Annotated in this window: 16 protein-coding genes and 1 pseudogene; 5 read left to right on the plus strand and 12 right to left on the minus strand. The window is 63.8% G+C overall.

Annotated elements, in window-relative coordinates; genetic code table 11:
- The 3 genes and pseudogenes from RBT54_RS16295 to RBT54_RS16305 form a co-directional block, all read right to left on the minus strand.
- Positions 1 to 881, minus strand: a pseudogene (locus RBT54_RS16295) (IS1634 family transposase); the annotation flags it as partial.
- 224 nt (positions 882 to 1,105) lie between these two features.
- On the minus strand, positions 1,106 to 1,516 hold the full coding sequence (locus RBT54_RS16300; protein WP_320368113.1) for a VOC family protein: 411 nt from the start codon (positions 1,514 to 1,516) through the stop codon (positions 1,106 to 1,108).
- A 69-nt stretch (positions 1,517 to 1,585) separates the two neighbouring features.
- The gene (locus tag RBT54_RS16305) at positions 1,586 to 2,365 is read right to left on the minus strand and encodes an SDR family oxidoreductase (protein ID WP_320368114.1); all 780 of its coding nucleotides are present in this window, start codon (positions 2,363 to 2,365) and stop codon (positions 1,586 to 1,588) included.
- Positions 2,366 to 2,626: 261 nt separating this feature from the next.
- Here RBT54_RS16305 and RBT54_RS16310 point away from each other — a divergent pair, with 261 nt between their 5' ends.
- The 5 genes from RBT54_RS16310 (at position 2,627) to RBT54_RS16330 (ending at position 8,031) form a co-directional block, all read left to right on the plus strand.
- Entirely contained in the window at positions 2,627 to 4,021 is a 1,395-nt protein-coding gene (locus RBT54_RS16310) for an aromatic ring-hydroxylating dioxygenase subunit alpha (protein ID WP_153169487.1), read from the plus strand.
- A 39-nt stretch (positions 4,022 to 4,060) separates the two neighbouring features.
- On the plus strand, positions 4,061 to 4,630 hold the full coding sequence (locus tag RBT54_RS16315; RefSeq protein ID WP_018990641.1) for an aromatic-ring-hydroxylating dioxygenase subunit beta: 570 nt from the start codon (positions 4,061 to 4,063) through the stop codon (positions 4,628 to 4,630).
- A gap of 93 nt (positions 4,631 to 4,723) precedes the next feature.
- Positions 4,724 to 6,040, plus strand: a complete 1,317-nt coding sequence (locus RBT54_RS16320) for an amidohydrolase family protein (RefSeq protein WP_153169488.1) — start codon at positions 4,724 to 4,726, stop codon at positions 6,038 to 6,040.
- 113 nt (positions 6,041 to 6,153) lie between these two features.
- Positions 6,154 to 7,737: an NAD(P)/FAD-dependent oxidoreductase gene (locus RBT54_RS16325; RefSeq protein ID WP_320368115.1), complete on the plus strand. Its 1,584-nt coding sequence runs from the start codon at positions 6,154 to 6,156 to the stop codon at positions 7,735 to 7,737.
- 72 nt (positions 7,738 to 7,809) lie between these two features.
- Positions 7,810 to 8,031 carry a hypothetical protein gene (locus RBT54_RS16330; RefSeq protein ID WP_228111604.1) on the plus strand — a complete coding sequence of 74 codons (222 nt, stop codon included), beginning with the start codon at positions 7,810 to 7,812 and terminating at the stop codon, positions 8,029 to 8,031.
- A 66-nt stretch (positions 8,032 to 8,097) separates the two neighbouring features.
- Here the strand turns inward: RBT54_RS16330 and RBT54_RS16335 are convergent, their stop codons facing one another.
- The 9 genes from RBT54_RS16335 to RBT54_RS16375 all read right to left on the minus strand — a co-directional run.
- Positions 8,098 to 9,252 carry a multidrug effflux MFS transporter gene (locus RBT54_RS16335; protein ID WP_320368116.1) on the minus strand — a complete coding sequence of 385 codons (1,155 nt, stop codon included), beginning with the start codon at positions 9,250 to 9,252 and terminating at the stop codon, positions 8,098 to 8,100.
- Positions 9,253 to 9,300: 48 nt separating this feature from the next.
- Positions 9,301 to 10,344 (minus strand): oxygenase, encoded by a 1,044-nt coding sequence (locus RBT54_RS16340; protein WP_320368117.1) that lies wholly within the window; start codon positions 10,342 to 10,344, stop codon positions 9,301 to 9,303.
- The gene (locus RBT54_RS16345; protein ID WP_320368118.1) at positions 10,341 to 11,297 is read right to left on the minus strand and encodes a Rieske 2Fe-2S domain-containing protein; all 957 of its coding nucleotides are present in this window, start codon (positions 11,295 to 11,297) and stop codon (positions 10,341 to 10,343) included. The genes RBT54_RS16340 and RBT54_RS16345 overlap by 4 nt, the downstream gene beginning before the upstream one ends.
- 26 nt (positions 11,298 to 11,323) lie before the next feature.
- Positions 11,324 to 12,250 (minus strand): quinone oxidoreductase family protein, encoded by a 927-nt coding sequence (locus tag RBT54_RS16350; protein WP_320368119.1) that lies wholly within the window; start codon positions 12,248 to 12,250, stop codon positions 11,324 to 11,326.
- Between the two features lie 10 nt (positions 12,251 to 12,260).
- Positions 12,261 to 13,091, minus strand: a complete 831-nt coding sequence (locus tag RBT54_RS16355; RefSeq protein WP_320368120.1) for an SDR family NAD(P)-dependent oxidoreductase — start codon at positions 13,089 to 13,091, stop codon at positions 12,261 to 12,263.
- 40 nt (positions 13,092 to 13,131) lie between these two features.
- Positions 13,132 to 13,926, minus strand: a complete 795-nt coding sequence (locus RBT54_RS16360) for an enoyl-CoA hydratase/isomerase family protein (RefSeq protein ID WP_320368121.1) — start codon at positions 13,924 to 13,926, stop codon at positions 13,132 to 13,134.
- A 43-nt stretch (positions 13,927 to 13,969) separates the two neighbouring features.
- Positions 13,970 to 14,935, minus strand: a complete 966-nt coding sequence (locus tag RBT54_RS16365) for a lactoylglutathione lyase (protein WP_320368122.1) — start codon at positions 14,933 to 14,935, stop codon at positions 13,970 to 13,972.
- A gap of 81 nt (positions 14,936 to 15,016) precedes the next feature.
- Complete coding sequence (locus RBT54_RS16370; protein ID WP_320368123.1) at positions 15,017 to 17,464, minus strand: efflux RND transporter permease subunit; 2,448 nt, start codon at positions 17,462 to 17,464, stop codon at positions 15,017 to 15,019.
- Positions 17,465 to 17,500: 36 nt separating this feature from the next.
- On the minus strand, positions 17,501 to 18,445 hold a 945-nt coding region (locus RBT54_RS16375; protein WP_320368124.1), incomplete at its 5' end, for a WD40/YVTN/BNR-like repeat-containing protein.

The raw sequence follows: 18,445 nt of genomic DNA on the forward strand, positions 1-18,445 counted from the left end.
AATTCGAGCGGCTTGCCGCTGGCCAGGCGCACGGCTTTCAGCGCCTCCAGATTGTCCAGGCTGAGCAGCCCCCGGTCGGCGACCAGCACCAGGCGCTGCACCGACGGGAAGCGCTCGAGCACCTTGGAGAGCGTGGGCAACAGGGTCCGGGTCTCGGCCGTGTTGCCGTCGAACACCTCGTGGTAGATCGGCAGCCCCTCGGCGGTCTGCACCACGCCGAGCATGAACTGGCGGGCAATCAGCCCCTCCTTGGCCATGCCGTACTGGCGCACGTCGCCGGGCTGCTGGCTGAGTCCTTCGCTACGGATCGTGGTGAGGTCGTAGAACACCACCGACAGATCCTGGTCGATCAGCGGGCGCAGCAGCCCGGCGACCACGGCATCGACCTCGTCCTGGTGATCCATCAGCGCATCGAGGCTGCGCAGCAACTGCTGGTGCGTCACCGCCTTCGGCCCGAAGTCGGGCAGCGCCACCGTCTGTACCCAACGCAGCACGCCGAGCTTGGATTCGGGGTCGCACAGGCGGTTGAGCACCATCAGCCGGAGCAACGCTTCCACGTCCGTGGTGCGGCGCGTGCGGCGAAACACCCGGCGCAGCCCGGAAAAGCCGAGCGATCTCCAAAGCTCGGTCAGCGCCCACACGTTACCGAGCGAGCGCGCGGACTCGAACGATACCGTGGGTGCTGGCGGCTTGGCGCCCATCGGTTAGCGACCGGTGATCTTCAGCAGGCCGTTGATCACCGCGTCGAGCGAACCATCGACCTGCTCGGCACGGCCGAGCGTGGCGACGGTGCGCTTCTTCACCCGTCCCACTTCGTCCCGATAGGACTCGACGAGCTGGACGTAGCGGCGGCCTCCGGAGGTGGTGAGCTTGACGTGCATGCCGCCACTCTAACCAGGCACAAGGCCTCGTCAAGTTTGACGGTAACTGTTACAAACGTGCCACCACAGCACTTTTGCGATCATGGCCTTGAAACCCGCGCCGGTGCTGAAGGCACTTTCCGAAAAGGGGCGAAAATCGGGGTTAAGTGTCGAACCCCGGGTTGCTGAGTTGTTGGGGGCAAAGTTCGGGCTAGTCGCTCGTGCTTGAGTTCCAGTCGCCCCAATTAAATCGCCGCCCTCCGCGTTTTCCAATCATGGGGACCGCTTTCGGATGGGTCGAAGTCGAGTTCGACTTCAACCCCGTTCGGATCCATGAAAAAGACCTGCCACGTGTGCAGTTCGCCCGGCGCGCGAATGATGCGGTAGCTGACGCCGGCGGCATCCAGGCGATTCAGCGTGCGCACCAGTCCCTCGGCACGAAATGCCATGTGGTCGAGAACGCCCCGACGCGGCTCGGGCATCGCTTTGACACTGATGACGTGCAGCACGGGTTGCTGCGATATGTAGAGCCAGCAGCCTGGGACGGGAAAAGGCGGACGCGGCCCTTCCTCCATCTCGAGCAGTTCCGTGTAGAAGCGACGCGTCACATCGAGGCGATCGGTAACGATCGTGAAGTGGTCCATTCGCGTGATCATGAATTGCTCCGACGGAGGTTGAATTCTGTAAGGCGGCCGGACGCCGTGGTTTGCAGCGGGTGAGCGCTCTTACATGAGCCCGCTGTAGCTTCCACCGTCCACCTGCAAGTTCTGTCCCGATATGTAGGAAGCCTGCATTGAACACAGAAACGCACATGCGGCGGCGAACTCCTCGGGGCGGCCGAATCTGCCTGCAGCGACGGGCTTGAGCATGTCATGCCGGGCCTCCTCGAAGCTGCACCCGGCTCTCGTCGCCTGCTGTTCGATCATGTAGCGCAGCCGGTCGGTTTCGATCCGCTCCGGCAGCAGGTTATTGATCGTGACGTTGTCGCGCGCGACGGCTCGCGATAGCGCCTTGGAGAAGGCCGTCAATCCGGTGCGCGCGGCAGTCGAAAGCCCGAGCGGGAGCTGCGGCGATTTCACCATCGCGGAGGTGATATTGACGATGCGCCCGAACTTGCGCTTCCGCATTCCCCCCACGACGGCCTGGATGAGGAGTATCCCGGACAGCATGTTGGCTTCGATGGCGCCCAGCCACGCTGCGTGATCCCAATCCTCGATCCTGCCGGGCGCGGGCCCGCCGTTATTAGTGACCAGGATGTCCGGTTCATCGCACGCGGCAAGCAGAAGCTGCCGCCCTCGCTCGGTATCGAGGTCGGCAACGACGGTGGCGGGCCTCACTCCGGTCTCCCGCGCGATCTCGTCTGCCGCCAAGCTCAGGCGCTCCTCGTCACGTCCATTGAGGATGACCGCACAGCCTTCCCGCGCCAACGCCAAGGCACAGGCTTTTCCAAGGCCGCGCGAGGAGGCGCACACGATCGCCCGACGTCCATTGATTCCGAAATCCATTCAGCTCTCCTGCCACGTCTTGAACTTGCCTCGCAGGGACGGCATTGATCCACTTTACGGGAAAAGTGTTCAACTTCCACAAAGCCACACAAGCCTGCGCATCTCGCGTTTAGTCGAGGGGCACCACCGGCCATTTTGTTGACATAGATCAAATCACACCGTAAGCAACGGTAGGATACTCCGCTTAAATTATACATCTTTTGTGTTTTTGTTTAGTTTTCAAGCACAGACGAACGGACGACCTTCAAGGAGGAGGACCACATGGACAGAAAATCGAACCCCAAACTCTCGGACGGCACCCTGCTTTCCGATCTGATCAACCTCGAAACCCGCGAAGTCAAGATGCGGGCGCTTTCCGATCCCGAACTGTTCGAGCTCGAGATGGAGCGCATCTTCGCCAAGACCTGGGTATTCCTGGGGCACGAAACCGAAATCCCGAACAAGGGCGATTTCGTTGTCCGCGACATGGGATCGGATTCCGTGCTGATGGCACGCGGGGCGGACGGCGAGGTGCACGTCTCCCTCAACGTCTGCCCCCATCGGGGCATGAAGATCTCGACCCACGACGTGGGTAACACGATGACTCACGTCTGTATCTACCACGGCTGGGCATTCAAGCCGAACGGCGACTTCATCGGCGCGCCGGTCGAGAAGGAATGCATGCACGGAAAGATGATGACCAAGCAGGAACTTGGCCTGAAGAAGGCGCGCGTCGCGATCTATGGCGGCTTGGTCTTCGCGACATGGAACATCGAGGGCCCTAGCTTCGAGGACTTCCTCGGCGATGCGAAATGGTATTTCGACACGCTCTGGTGCCGCACTGACAAGGGCATGGAAGTGCTGGGCCCCCCGCAGCGTTTCACGATCCGTGCGAACTGGAAGACCGCCTGCGAGCAGTCGGCGTCGGACGGATTCCATGTGCTGACCCTGCACCGCTGGCTGTCGGAAGTGGGCCCCTATCGCAAGCCCGGCAGCGAAGGTGGTGGCGGCGATCTGACGCCGGAGATGTACGGCACCGAGGTCTACACCGCGCACGCACATACCATGCGATGCATCGAGCTGGACCGCAAGATCCGACGCCTGACGGGGAAGGACCCGAGCGAGTTGTCGATCAAGGAGAAACTCGAGGCGCTGCCCCCGCCGGGCATCACGCCCGAGATGCTGCCGGAAGTGCTCCGTCGCTTCAGCGATGACCAGCTGCGCGTCATGGCCTGGCGTCCGCCCCAGGTGGGCAACTTCTTTCCCAACGGGCTGTTCGAGTTCGTCTACATCCCCTCGCCCGATGGCGTGATCGGGGTCATGGCGCTGCATGCGTATGTCCCGAAGGGGCCGGACAAGCTGGAATTCGTGAACTGGATCCTGGCCGAGAAGGACACTCCGCCGGAACTGAAGGCCAAGATGCTGCGCCTTGGCGTCCAACTCCTGGGCACTTCGGGGATGGTCGAGCAGGACGATTCGGACACCTGGCCGCACCAGACGCTCGCGGCGAAGGGTGCCGTGAGCAAGCACATCACGATGAAGTATCAGTCGATGTACGAGAACAACAGGCTCGAAGGCTGGCCGGGCCCGGGCGATGTCGGCGACGGCTTCACGAAGGACGACACCCAGTGGCGCTGGTGGGAATACTGGTACGAACTGATGACTGCCGAGAACTGATCACAGCGCGACTAACTACCCCTATTTCAGGAGACCTCCATGCTTCAGCAACTGCTCGAACCGACTCCGCTGCCGCCCTCGATCAAGGCGAACCGTATTCCCTCCGGCAGCGATACCTACAACGAGGTTCTCGACTTCCTCTACGACGAAGCCGAAATGCTCGACAACCTGCGCCTCGGCGAATGGGCGGAGCTGCTCACCAAGGACCTCGAATACAACGCGCCCCTGCGCCACACGCGTTCGACGTCACAGTTCGACCAGACCTATTCGCGCAACGTCCAGCACCTGCACGAGAATTACGGCTCGATGCTCATGCGGGTCAAGCGCATTACCGACACCAAGAGCGCCTGGGGCGAGGATCCGCCATCGCGCATCAAGCGTCTGGTCACGAACGTACGCGTCTACCGAATCGACGACAGCGATGACCTGAAGGTCGAGAGCTATCTGCTCCTCACACGCAGCCGTTTCGATTTCGACTACTTCGACCTGATCCCCTGCGTCCGCCACGACATTCTGCGCCGCGAGGATGGCGCGCTGAAACTCGCTCGCCGCGAGATCCTGCTCGACCAAGTCGTCATCGGCACCCCCAACCTGGGCGTGATCCTTTAGACGCGCAACGGCGACCACTACCACAAACATACCGCCTGCATGCCGCTCGGCCACGTGCGCGGCATGCGAGGGCGGAATCGGAGACAACACGCGATGAAACTTGAAGAACTCATCCTCGTCAGCATCGACGACCACGCCATCGAACCCCCGAACGCCTTTGCGCGCCACATGCCGGCCCGCTTCAAGGGGCGCGAGCCTCACATCGAGAAGCATAAGGGTCGTGACGTGTGGGTTTTCGAAGGACGGGCAACCGGCTACATGGGCCTCAACTCGGTCGTCGGTCGCCCCAAGGAAGAGTACGGCATGGAGCCGCTCGGTTACGAACACATGAGGCGCGGCACTTGGGACGTCCAGGCGCGCGTCGACGACATGAACGCCAATGGCGTGCTCGGCTCGCTGTGTTTCCCGACCTTCCCCGGCTTCGCGGGGCAGCGCTTCCAGCAGTACGAGAACGCGCGCGACGTATCGCTCGCCGCCATCCAGGCCTACAACGACTGGCACCTGCACGACTGGTGCAACGCCGCCCCGGGTCGCTTCATCCCGATGGCGCTGATTCCCTGGTGGGATCCGCAGGCCGCCGCCGCCGAAATCAACCGCATGGCGAAGGACGGGGTGCACGCGATCTCCTTCTCCGACAACCCCGCCCTGCATGGCTTCCCATCGATCCACGATTCGTACTGGGACCCGGTGTGGAAGGCCTGCGCGGACAACGCGGTGGTCATCAACTGCCACATCGGCACCGGCGTCAAGGCCGAGCACGCCTCCGACCTGTCGCCGATCGACGCGTGGATCACTTCGATGCCGATCTCGATCGCGAACTCGGCGGCCGACTGGATCTGGGCTCCAATGTGGAGGAAGTACCCGACGCTGAAGATGGCGCTTTCCGAGGGCGGCATCGGGTGGATTCCCTACCTCCTCGAGCGCGCGGATTTCACCCACCGGCATCACAAGGCCTGGACGAATGCCAGCTTCGGCGGCAAGAAGCCGAGCGAAATCTTCAAGGAGCACATCATCACGTGTTTCATCGAGGACGACTTCGGCCTGCAGAACCTGAAGCACATCGGTGAAGACATGGTTGGCTGGGAATGCGACTACCCGCATTCCGATTGCACCTGGCCGAATTCTCCGGAAGTGGTGTGGGGGAGCTTCAGGCACCTCCCCGACGAGACCATCGCCAAGGTCACTCACCGGAACGTGATGCGCGAATACAGCTACGACCCGTTCGCGATCCTCGGCCGCGAGAACTGCACCGTAGGCGCGCTGCGCGCGCAGGCTCGCGCCAAGGGCATCGACACCTCGCCCACGCAAGGCATGGGGGGCGCGGCACCGAAGCGGGAAGCCGGCAAACCGGTCACTTCGGGCGACATCAACGCCATGTTCAAACAGGCGGACGCCGAGACCGCACTCTGATCCGGGGGCGCTTCACGGTGCCCGCAGCATGAGAGGAAGACATCCCGCGCTATCCGCGATAGCGCGGCGGGCGCCCTCACGCCCGACGATGGAACCGATAACGGGAGATATCCATGAGCGAACAATACGACATCGTGGTCGCCGGTGGTGGCCACAACGGTCTGGTGGCCGCGTGCTACCTGGCGAAGGCGGGACTGAAGGTATGCGTCGTCGAGAAAAACGACAAGGTCGGCGGCGGCGTCATGACGCGCGAGCTGACGGCGCCGGGCTTCAAGCATGACGTCTGCTCGGTCGCACACACCCTGCTGCAGGCCAACCCATTGCTGCGCAACGACGAACTGCAGCTGAAATCGAAGTTCGGGCTGAAGTACATCAACCCCGACAAGATGACTGCGATCTTCTACGACGACGGGACCACGCTCGAGTTTTACACCGACCTCGAGCAGACTGCCCAAGCGATCGCAAAATTCTCGCAGAAGGATGCGGAAGCCTACCGGCGCTTCAACAAGGAGGTTTTCCAGAACCTCGACATGATGGTGATGGGCATGTTCCATGCACCCCCGAACGCGGGGGCGCAAGCCGTGATGATGGAGCAGAGCGTGGTCGGGCAATCGCTGATGCGAACCCAGTCGATGAGCGCATGGGACTTCATCTGCGAATGGTTCGAGCACCCCAAGGTGCGCATCGCGTTGGCCCGCTATGCCTCGGAAGCCATGATGAACCCGTTCAACAACGGCACGGGATTCGGTTTCTACATCATTCTGCCCTTCATGCACCGCTACGGTGTCGGCATTCCCGTCGGCGGCTCGGGCGCCTTCGCGGACAAGCTGCGGGAGTGCTTCGAATCGCATGGCGGCGCGGTACGCGTCAATGCACCCGTCAAGCAGATGCGCATGGATGGCAGCAAGGTGACGGGCGTCGTGCTCGAATCGGGCGAGGAGATCATCGCGAGGAAAGGCGTCATCTCGACGATGCACGTGCAACAGGTGTTCCCGCACATGGTGCCGGGCGCAAATCTGCCGGAAGGATTCGAGCCGCGGATTCGGGGGCTGAAACGCAACAGCTTCCAGCCCTTCAACCTGCACCTCGCGCTGCACGAGGCGCCGCAGTACAAGGTCGGTCCAGCGGTGGACGATTTCTTCTGGGTCGAGCGTTCGCACTCCGACTGGGAGGAGTTCGCACGCGCCTTCTCCGATCTCGAATACGGCATCCCGCGCCGCGACTTCGTCGCCTACGTGATGCAGGACGTCTATGACAAGACGCGGGCACCCGAGGGCAAGCGTGTGCTCAACATGTACGCGTTCTGCCCCTACAACGTAAAGGGCGGCCCGCAGCGTTGGGACGAGATCGGCAAGGAAATCGCTTACGGATTCCTCGACGACCTGCGCAATCTCACGACCAATATGGGCGACGACAACATCATCGGTTTCTCGTGGTTCACACCGCTCGATATCGAGCGCCACAACAACGCGATGATCGGTGCGGACATCCTGCACTTCGGCTCGTACAACTGGCAGATCGCGGGCAACCGCCCTGCCCCGGGCTACGGGCAGTACAAGTCGCCGGTGGCAGGTCTGTACATGGCGGGCGCGTCCACCCATCCGGGGGGCGGAGTCACCGCAGCGTCCGGACGCAATGCGGCACAGGTGGTGTTGGAAGACCTGGGCATGGATTTCGACGACCTCATCGAAAACTGACCCGTGGAACGCCGCGACCGCGTCGCGCGGTTGCGGTCACGTCCAAAGTGATGGAGAGCGGCAGCCGTGAAGATGTTCAGCAAGGAAGGCGTGGAGATGGTCGAAGTGAAGTCCATCCAGCGAAAGGACGACACCCTGGTCATGAAGGGCAAGGTCATGGGCTCGATGGCCACCACCATCCTGATCCGCCCCGAAGACTGCTGGCAGGCGCTGCAGCTGCTCGGTTGGCGGACGCTGCTGCGGATGCCGTTGATCCTGTTTCGGGGCTACCGCCACGCCGCAAGATCAAGCTGATTCGCGGTCGCTCGCACATAGCGCAGCAGTAAAGGGGCGCCCCTCTCCTTGATAGGCCTCGGATCTTCAGCTGGACAGGCGGCCCGCCACGACCACCCCGAGGACGCCGCACAGGGCGAGAGCGGCGGCTCCCAGCGCGAGGGACAGCAGCGAATTCCACATCAGTGGCGCCAGCACCGCGGCAATCCAGGCGTTGAATCCCGTCTGGATGAACAGCTGAACCGATGAGCCGGTGCCGCGGCGCTCCGGTACGCAATCCAGGCCGCGCACCGTGATCGTTGGAATCATCACCGCCATGCCCAGATTGAAGAACAGGAGATACGCCACATACCACGTCGTGCCGCCGGGTTCGACGAGACACACGGCGAGATTCCAGAGAGTGGCGGCAGCCATGATCGCGAAGCCGGCCTTCAGGGTGGCGGCCGTGGACCAGCGCTGCGCAAGGCGGCCCGCAAGCGCAGAGCCCAGCATCAGCCCCACCGTCGCAGGTCCGAACATCCACAGGAAATCGGTCTCGCCCAGGCCAAGGTGCTCCATCAGGAACACCGGCGCAGACAGTACGTAAAGGAAGAAGCCGCCGAACATGCAGGCATAGGCCAATGCCCAGCTCATGAAGCGCGCGTTTCCGAGCACGGACGCGTAACCGCGAAGCACACCCGCCGGATTGAACGGGTGACGCTGCGAGGCTGGCAGGGTCTCCGGCAATCCGAAAAACACGGCGACGAGCAGGCTGGTGGCAAGCAGGCACAGGAACACGAATACGGAGCGCCAGCCCAGCGCGACCTGCAACCAGCCGCCCACCAAAGGAGCGACGGCAGGTGCGATCGAGAACATCAACACCACCTGCGACATCATGCGCTGCGCACGCGGCCCTTCATGCAGGTCCCGGACGACGGCGCGACCGATCACGATCCCGGCACCCGCCGAAAAGCCCTGGAGTGCCCGCAGAACCCACAACTGCTCCACTTGTGTCGCAAGCGCGCATCCGAGCGACGCCAATGCATAGACGACCAGACCGGCCAGCACCACGCGGCGGCGCCCGAAGGAATCCGAGATCGTGCCATGCCACAGGGCCATGAAGGCAAAGGCGGCGAAGTAGATCGCCACTGTCTGCTGCAACGCGACTCGATCCGTGCCGAGCACCACCGCCATTTCCCCGAAGGATGGCAGGTAGGTGTTGATCGAAAACGGGCCGAGCATCGCCAAGCCCGCCAGGATCACGGTGGTGCCGAGTTGCCTTGTACCGGGACGGTATCCGGATTGCAGAAATCAGCCCCGCATGCCGAGCACTGCCGAAATGTCGGCACTCGGGTCGGCATCGGCGCCGTAGCCGAAGTCCCCGCGCTGCTGCCTCTCGGCAAGACGCACCATCAGCAATCGGTAGCGGTTGCCGGGGCCGTCGAAACGCGAGCTCAGGTCGCGGCGTTCGGTGGACTCGAAATAGCGTGCGTTCTGAGGGCGCAGCACCGAGTTGTCCTGTGGCTGGATCACGTAGGAGATGCGCGGCATCAGCCAGCGAAACGGTGCCGGCGCATGGACGGTGTAGTTCGTCTGGTCAACGCGAGAACGGTGCTTGCCGACTGGCACAAAGGGCTGCACGTTCGGAATCGGATAGCCCGGGGTGAAGTTCGGGTAAGAGATGCACACGTTGTTGCGCAGATGGACATGCAGCACGGCGCGCAGATCCTGGTATTGGGCGCGTACGCCTCCGATCCAGCGCATCACCGGCGCCACCGACTTGCGGGTGACGTTGCGGATGCGAGTCACCGTCTCGGAGGTCGAATGGACCTCGACGACGTCGTTCTCGGACTGGCTGTCACCGATCGCATTGGCATGCAGAAAGTCGGCATGTGTCAGATCGATGAGGTTCTCGACGGACAGCGGCGAGGCCGCATCGAAGCGCACGGCGCGCTGCGTGTAGCGAGGGATCCCCTGACCATCGGGGGGCAGGAAGGGGATGTTCGGGATCAGTTCCTCGTGCGCGTTATCGGGGTTTCCGTACCACGTCCAGATATACCCGTAGCGCTCGACAGCCGGATAGAAACCGGAGCCGTTCGTAAAGGCACTTGCGCCGGCGCGCATCGCCTCGAGGCGGTCGGGGCGGAACTCGGCCGCATATAACCTCCCGCCGTCGCGCCATAGATATACGTCCTGCGCATGGACGATACGGCGCACCGCCCGCTCGCCGATGTCGGCACTGTAGGCGACCGGAAACCAAGTGTCGCGCAGATCGAGATTGATCGGTACCCAGTCGCGCTTGGAGGTCGCCTCCGCTTCGCGCCCTGCCGCATCCATCATCGGGACTTCGCTCATACTGCGCACCTCTCCTGCACCGGCACCACGCGCTCGGCCGGCGTCCTCGCATCGGTCTTCGCCAATCTGCGATCTCGTGACGGTGCGACTTCGAGTGCCGCCACGGCTGCGCCGTCGATATGGGGGAAGATTGCGAACGGAGCACGTCCGATCGCCCGCGCCATCCGCCACCGCCACGACAGCGGCGCTGCCGTGGCATGACGAAAACCGCGCCAGACCAGACTGGTGGTACCGCGCCTGTTCTCGCTGGCAGCGATGAAGATCGTGACGAGCGGCTCTTCGTCGGCGCTGAGGAGTTCCACGCGAATGTCACCGCCCCTTAGCGGTACGCGAGTACGTACCCAGAGCGAATGGTCTCGCACGAAGGCTGGCCCATTTCCCTTGCACTTCCACACCGCACCTCGATCGAGGACAAGATGCTCGCCGTCGCGGCGCGGATCGCCGAGGAAGAAATCGGTGATGTGCACGCCGGGGAAGGAAACCAGGCATTCCGGGCCGTCGAGCATCACGTCGAGATATTGCTCGAACGCAATATTAGCCACCGCTGAACCGGTCTGTTCGCGACCTGCCGCGCGATACGACGCGCCCGGCAATACGGCGGCGGGCGTTCCCGCCCCCCGCCAGACGTGGATGAAGCCGTTCGCCTCGGCCGCCGGAAAGGCGCGCACCGCATAACGCGCCGGCACCCGCTCATCGCGACGCAGGTTGGGAATGTCATTGCACAGGCCCGTCGCGCCGTCGAAAGTCCAGCCGTGGTAGGGGCACTGAAGACCACCGGCTTTCACGGGTCCGGGCGACAGTGGCACACGCCGGTGCGGACACCGGTCCTCCAGCGCGAACACGGCGCCCTTCCCGTCGCGAAACACGGCGAGTTGCTCGCCTTCGCAGGTCACCGCGAGCGCCTTGTCACCGTGCACCGCCTCGGACAGCGCGACCACCCACCATCGTCCCATGCTCAGCCTCCCCTGCCCCTTGCCGGTCAGCCCCTGATCCGCGCGGTGATCTTCGCGTGCGGCCCGGCAATCTGCGACGCCCAGGCTTCGGCAGCCTGATCCAGCGTATAGTCGGCGTAGTCGACCTGGATATTCTCTGTGTGTGCAATGCGCAGCAGACGCTCCCAGATCGCGCGGCGATCGGCCGGCGGACGCTGCCCCGTACCCACGCATGACAGCGTGCGGAAAAGCAGATCGGCGATGTCGAGATTGATCTGACGCCCCGCACCTGTGCCGATCGTCATGATGCGTGCGCCCCATCGGGTCGCCTTGAGGGCGTTGAGCATCGGCTGCCCGCACACCAGATCGAGCACGACGTCGAAACCGTCGCCCGCCGCGTCCTTCAACGCCGCGACATCGTTCTCGCTACCGAGCGCCACGACTTCGTCGGCAATCCCGCGCGTCTTCAGGCGCTGCAGGGTCTCGACGGAGCGTGCGGCCGCGACGACCCTACCCGCGCCGAGATAGCGGGCGAGTTGCAGCGCCACCTGCCCGAGCGTGCCGGTCGCACCGAGCACCAGAACCTGCTCACCCCGCTGGATGTTGGCCCGCTCGAGCGGCACCAGTGCGCCGGTGGCGGCGATGCCCATCGTGATCGCGGTCTTGTCGTCGACGTCGTCGGGCACGTCCCAGACCTCATCGGCCGGCACCAGCGTACGCTCGGCCCACGCCCCGAAGGGCATCACCGAGCGCTCGCCGAAATACACGCGGCGGCCGTCCGGCGCCCTGCCCACGCCTTCGCCGCGGATCACGCACGGGTATTGCACGCCCAGCCGGTACGCGCCGAGTACGTCCCAGCCCCCGAGCCCCGCCGTGTCCATGTCGATGAGGACGGCGCCTTCCTGGGACGCCGGTTCCGGAAACTCCTGCACGACTGGAGCGGCACCCCGCTCGCTGATGACAGCTGCTTTCATCGACGACTCCTTACATACCCTTCGCGCCGGTCTGCGCGAAGAGGGCCTTCATTGCGACAAGCGAGGGCGTGTGGCATGAGAAACCGCCATCGGCGACCAGCGTCGTGCCGGTCACGAAGGACGACTCGTCGGACGCGAGGAAGGCCACCACGTCGGCGATCTGGCGCGGGGTGCCGACATCGGGCGTAAGGTGGTTGTCGCGGATGATCTGGATCACGGCCGGCGGCATGCTCCCGTGGGCGTTCTCCGCCGGCGCGAGGCCGATCTGCAGCGCGTTGGAGCGAATGCCCTCCTTGCCGTACTGGGTCGCAATCGACTTGCTGAGCATCATCAGCGCCGCCTTCGAGGCGGCGTAGGCCGACAGCGACAGGTCGCCTTGGGCGCCGAGCCCGGAGGTCGCGAAGATCAGGGAGCCTTTCTTCTGCTTGAGCATCTCGCGGATCGCATACTTGGCGCACAGCATCGCACCGCGCAGATTCACCGCCATCGCGCGGTCCCACGCCTCGACGTCCATGTTGGCAACGTCGCGGTCGCGCTGGCGTTGCTCGACGCTCAGGATCGCCGCATTGCTGTACAGTACGTCCACTCGCCCGAAGCGGTCCACCACCGCCGCGACCATCGCCGCGACGTCCGCCTCGGACGAGACGTCGGCCCGCACGGCAATCGCGCGCCCACCGCCTGACTCGATCTCGGCGGCCACCTTGCGTGCGCCGTCGAGATCGATGTCCGTGATTGCCACACTCGCACCGTGCATCGCCAGCACGCGGGCCGATTCGGCGCCGAGGCCGCCGGCCGCCCCGGTCACGATCGCGACACGGCCATCCAGTTTTCGCTCGCTCATTTGTCTGTCTCCTGATTCTTGTCTGCGCGGAGCGCGTCGCTTAGCGACCGGTAAAGCGCGGTTCGCGCTTTTCGCGAAAGGCGATCGCCGCCTCCCGCGCGTCGTCGCTGGGTTTGAGCAGTGCGAAAAGATCCAGCTCGAGGTCCAGCCCCTTCTTGAGGTCGACGTCCAGTGCGGCACGCGCAGCGCGCTTCACACACAGCGTCGCCGCCGGCGCCCGTGAGGCGATGCGCATCGCGAAGGCACGCACCTCTTCCACCAGTTTGTCCGGCGCGCTCGCCACCCGGGTGACCAGCCCGATCGCCTTCGCTTCATCGGCGCTCAGGCGGTCACCGGTGAGCAGCAGGTCCATCGCCCGGCCCGGCCCCACCACGCGCGGCAGGCGCTGGGTTCCCCCGCCGCCGGGAATCAGGCCCAGGGCAGTCTCTGGCAGACTGAAAACCGCGTCGGGCGTGGCAAAGCGGATGTCGCAAGCGAGGGCGAGCTCCATGCCCCCTCCCATGCAATAGCCATGAATGGCCGCAATCGTGGGTTTCTCGGCCGCATCGAACGCCTCGACCCAGCGCGCGCCCTGCATGCGCCGGCGCACTTCGATCGAGGTCTCGGGGCCACGCTGTTCCTTGATGTCGGCGCCCGCGCAGAAACCCCGCGGGCCATCCCCACGAATGACGATCACGCGGATCGACGGGTCTGCCTCGAGATCCCGCAGAGCCTGCGGAACGCCGGTGCGAATGTCGTCGTTGATGGCATTGATCTGGGCCGGACGGGTCAGCACGATCCAGCCGATGCTGCCCTGACGTTCCACGGCCACGGCGTCGTTGAGCGGGACCGCCATCGTCTCGGCCCCGGCATTCTTGACCGCAAGGTCGGATGCCATGTCAGACCTCCTCGAACTCGATGAGCTGCCCGCGCATCTCGCTCGGATCGATCCGGATCATCGCGCCGCCACCGACAGCTTCAGACTCCTCGATCCATTGGAAACGGGTCCCGCGCGCGCGCAGGTCCTCGGCCTTGGCCTTGAGGCCATTCACTGCGATGCGGATGTAGTAAAGACCCGGCCCCCAGTTGTTCAGGTACAGGCCCGCGTCGCTGTTCCAGCGGCTGGGCTGGATCACGTGGAGGCTGGCGCTGTTGGCTACCGTAAAGGGCATCGTCGCGCGGCGGTATCCCTCGCGATGCAGCGCTTCGACTTCGCCGCTCGGCTCCCAGTCGAGATTCTTCGAGCAGCAGCGCAGCGTCTCGTCCAGATCGCGCACGAGGAATCCGCGCGCGCTGACGCGCACCATGTCGCCCGGCTTCGGGTCGCGCGGCTGCATGGGTTGCGCGGCGAATGTCTCGGACGGCATCTGCAGCGGTTCGGTCGGCATCACCTCGATGCACAGGCCGCCATCCACCACCGGGGTGTAACGCGGCCGCTCGGGCGTCGCGCCGAGCCACAACCGGTCGAACGGCATGTCCGGCGTGCGCTGGGCCATCCGGAACGGCAACCCGCGACGCATCAGCTTGTCGACGAAGGCGTCGAATTTCGGCCCTTGCAGCGCGAGCACGACCGAGTGGGTGAGCATCGGACGATGGCGTCCCTGGTAGTCCTTCAGGCTTTCGAGGAACTCGTGGAACATCGGGTCGCCCGGATTCTCGCGATCCAGATGCCATTGCGGTTCGAGTCGGGTCGGAGAGACCGCCAGCGACTTGTGCACGCGCAGGAAATGCGCGATGTAGGGATGGTCGTCGAACGCCTGACGCCAGTTAGGATGGCCGTGCACGCCGAGCTTGTTCACCAGTCGCGCAGCCATGTCGTCGGGATCAGGCAGCATCATGTCGGCACTCAGCAAGAGGTCGAACATCGTCTTGTCTCCAGTTGTGGTCTGTCTTGTCCGCCAGCCGCCCGCCCGGGCGATGTCGGCTTTCTTGAATTTCTTGAGGAATCAGGCCGCCGCGCGCAAAAGGGTTCCACGTGCGCCGCTCGGTTCGCGCGGGTTGAGCATGAAATGCGACAGCGCCGGGATCAGGATCAGGGCACCGAGCATGTTCCACAGGAACATGAAGGTCAGCAGGATCCCCATGTCGGCCTGGAACTTGATCGGCGACCATGCCCATGTGATCACGCCAGCAGCCATCGTGAGTCCCACCAACGCGACCACCTTGCCGGTGAAATCGAGCGACTTGCGATAGGCATCGCGCAAGCTTCCCCCGCGGCGCTGGACGGCAATCTGCACGCTTAGCAGATAAAGCGCGTAGTCGACACCGACACCGACACCAACCGCGATGACCGGCAGGGTCGCGACCTTGAGTCCGATCCCGAGCCAGACCATCAGCGCCTTGCAAAGGATCGTGGTGATGACGAGCGGGATCAGTGCGACGATCGTCGCGCGAACGCTGCGGAACGTGATCAGGCACAGCAGCGCCGTTGCTCCATAGACCGCGAGATACATCGTGACGATGCTCTTCTGTACCTCGATGTTGGTCGCCGCCTCGATCCCCGCGCTGCCCGCAGCGAGCAGGAACTGCACCGGCTCCTTCGCATCGGGCGCCGAATTGTTTGCGGCCGCATACGCTTCCGCGGTCTGCAGGATGCGCTCCAGGGTATCGGCCTTGTGGTCCTTGAGGTACACCACCAGCGGCGACACGGAGCAACTCTGGTTCGTGATGTCCGGCGTTGCGATGACGGCTGCCGACACGGAGCCGTCGGTGATCGACTGGTTACGGCTGATCGTGAGCCACTTGCCACTGCCCTCGAACATCGCCGAGGTCACGAACCGCACCGTTTCGGCCAGTGAGGTCGTCGTCTGGACCGCCGCATCCTGCCGCAGCAGTTGTGCCAGCCCGTCCATCTTTTGCAGGTTCGAATACAGGCGACAGCCTTCGTCGCTGGTCTTCATGATGACCACGAACTGGTCGCTCGAGAGCCCGTAGTGTTCCGTGATGTATGCGTTGTCGCGGTTGTAGCGCGACTCGGGCCGAAGTTCGGGTGCCCCGGCATCCAGATCTCCGATGCGCAGGTCCTGCATGACGATTGCGGAAACGACGGTCACGACCGCGGCAATGGCGATGACCGGAATGGCCCACCTCCGCTCGGTGAGTTCGTCCAAACCGTGCCAGACCCGCCCCGGCAACGAACGCCGGCCGCCCGCCTTCATGTCGTCCGCCGTGGCATGCCGGATGGCCGATTCGCTGACGCCGAGATAGGAGAGTGCGACCGGGATGAGGAAAAGCTTCGTGAAGATCAGAACCGAAACGCCGACGCTGGTGGTCAGGGCCAGATCGCGGATAACCGGGATGTCGATGATGATCAGTACAGCAAAGCCGACGATGTTCGCCAGCAGTGCCGTGAGACCGGCCATGAACAGGCGCCGGAAGGTGTAGCGCGACGCGACGTACTTGTGGGTGCCGCAGCCAATGTCCTGGATGATGCCGTTCATCTTCTGCGCGCCGTGCGACAGCCCGATGGCGAAGATCAGGAAAGGCACCAGGATCGAATACGGATCAAGCTCATACCCGAGCAACTGCATCAGCCCAAGCAGCCACACCACGCCGATCACGGCGACCGTCACGAGAAGCATCGTGCTACGCACGCAGCGGGTGTAGAGATAGACGAAGAACGCGGCAACGACGACTGACACCGCGAAGAACACCATCACCTCGCGCAGGCCCGTGATCAGATCACCGACGATCTTCGCGAAGCCGACGATGTGGATGCCGACCTTGTCACTCTCGTAGGTGCGGATCTTCGCTTCGAGAGCGTCCGCAAACTCACCGTAATTCAGCGCTTCACCGGTCTTCGGATGAATATCCAGCAGCGGCGCCACGATCATGCTCGACTTCATGTCATTCGCGACGAGGCTGCCGACGATGCCCGCCTTGCCGATGTTCTCGCGCAGTTTCGCGACTTCGTTCGCGCTGCCGTCGAAGCTCGCGGGCATCACCGCGCCGCCGGTAATGCCGTCTTCGGTCACCTCGCGCCAGCGGACAATCGGCATCCAGATCGACTTCATCCACGAACGATCGACGCCGGGAATCAGGTAAAGGTCGTCATTGACTTTCTTGAGCACGTCGAGGTACCCGGGGTCGAAGACGTCCCCCGACTTGTTCTCGACGACGATCCGGATCGTGTTGCCCAGGCCCGGTAACTCGCTTTTGTTATCGAGGTAATTCTTGATGTACGGGCTGCCGAGCGGAATCATCCGCTCGAAATTCGCATTAACCTGGATGCGCGTCGCGGCGAAGCCGAGTACGAGAGTCGCCACAAGGCATGCCAGGAGCACGACGATGCGATTATTGAAGATGATGCGCTCGAGCACGCTGCCGGAACCGAAATCGAAATCCTTCAGGTCCCGAATCACCGGCATCACTCTTTGTTCGCTGTGGCCTGCCATGCTGTGTCTCGCAAATTTCAGTATTAGGAGAGGCCGTTACCGGAGGGGCAAACGGATCAGATCAACGCCATTGACTCGGGCGAGCAGGAGCTCTTCCGGACCGGCCATCGCAGCGGCGAATACCTCCCCGCCGCGTGGCGCCTCGAGCGCTGCCACGCTCGCCCCATCGTCATTACTCAGCAGGACCTGACCAGATTGGGTCACGAACACCAGCCGTCCCGCGCCGCGTTCGAGTGCGGCGACAACGCTCGCATCGCTGCCCATGGCGAGAGACGACCAGCTCGTTGCCCCATCGCGGCTGATAAACGCATTGCCGCGCAACCCATAGGCGATCAGCTTCGAGTGCCCTGCCGTGATGCCGAAATACGTACCCTTATAGGGCGTTTCGATGGTCTCGAACCGGGCCGCGTCCCGATCGAGGCGACGTACCAGACCTTGCTCTCCGGCAAGAAACACCCCACCGTCGGGCGTCGGCTCGATCGCATACAGGTGCATGCGACGCCCGTTGTCCGCGCGCTCGATCCACGGCTCCCATGTGGTGCCACCGTCAGTGGTATGCAGCAGGAGACCGAAAGCGCCGGCCAGAAAACCTTCGCCGCGCTCGTTTACGTGGATATCGAGAAACGGATAGGCCAGCACGCCCGGCGTCGCAGACTGCTCGGCCGCCATCTCGACGTCCCGCAACACGCGTTCCGCCTCTTCATTGCCCGCATTGGCCAGAGCGCCGTAGTGTTTGGAGAGCAGCTCGAAGAGAGCATGACCGTCCATCACCCGGGACCAGGTTTCCCCGCCGTTATCCGAACGCAGGACGACTGCATCGTGTCCGAGTGCCCATGCGGTGCTCCCCACCCCGAAGCGCACCGTCGTGAAGTCTGCGCTCACCGGCGCGACGATCTGGGACCAGTTCCGACCGGCGTCGCGTGACAACAGAATGATCCCGCGCGGCCCGACGGCCAGGGCGCGCCCATCCTTGCTGGCGAT

Origin of the sequence: Thauera sp. (genome assembly GCF_034003485.1) — a bacterium.
GTDB lineage: Bacteria > Pseudomonadota > Gammaproteobacteria > Burkholderiales > Rhodocyclaceae > Thauera.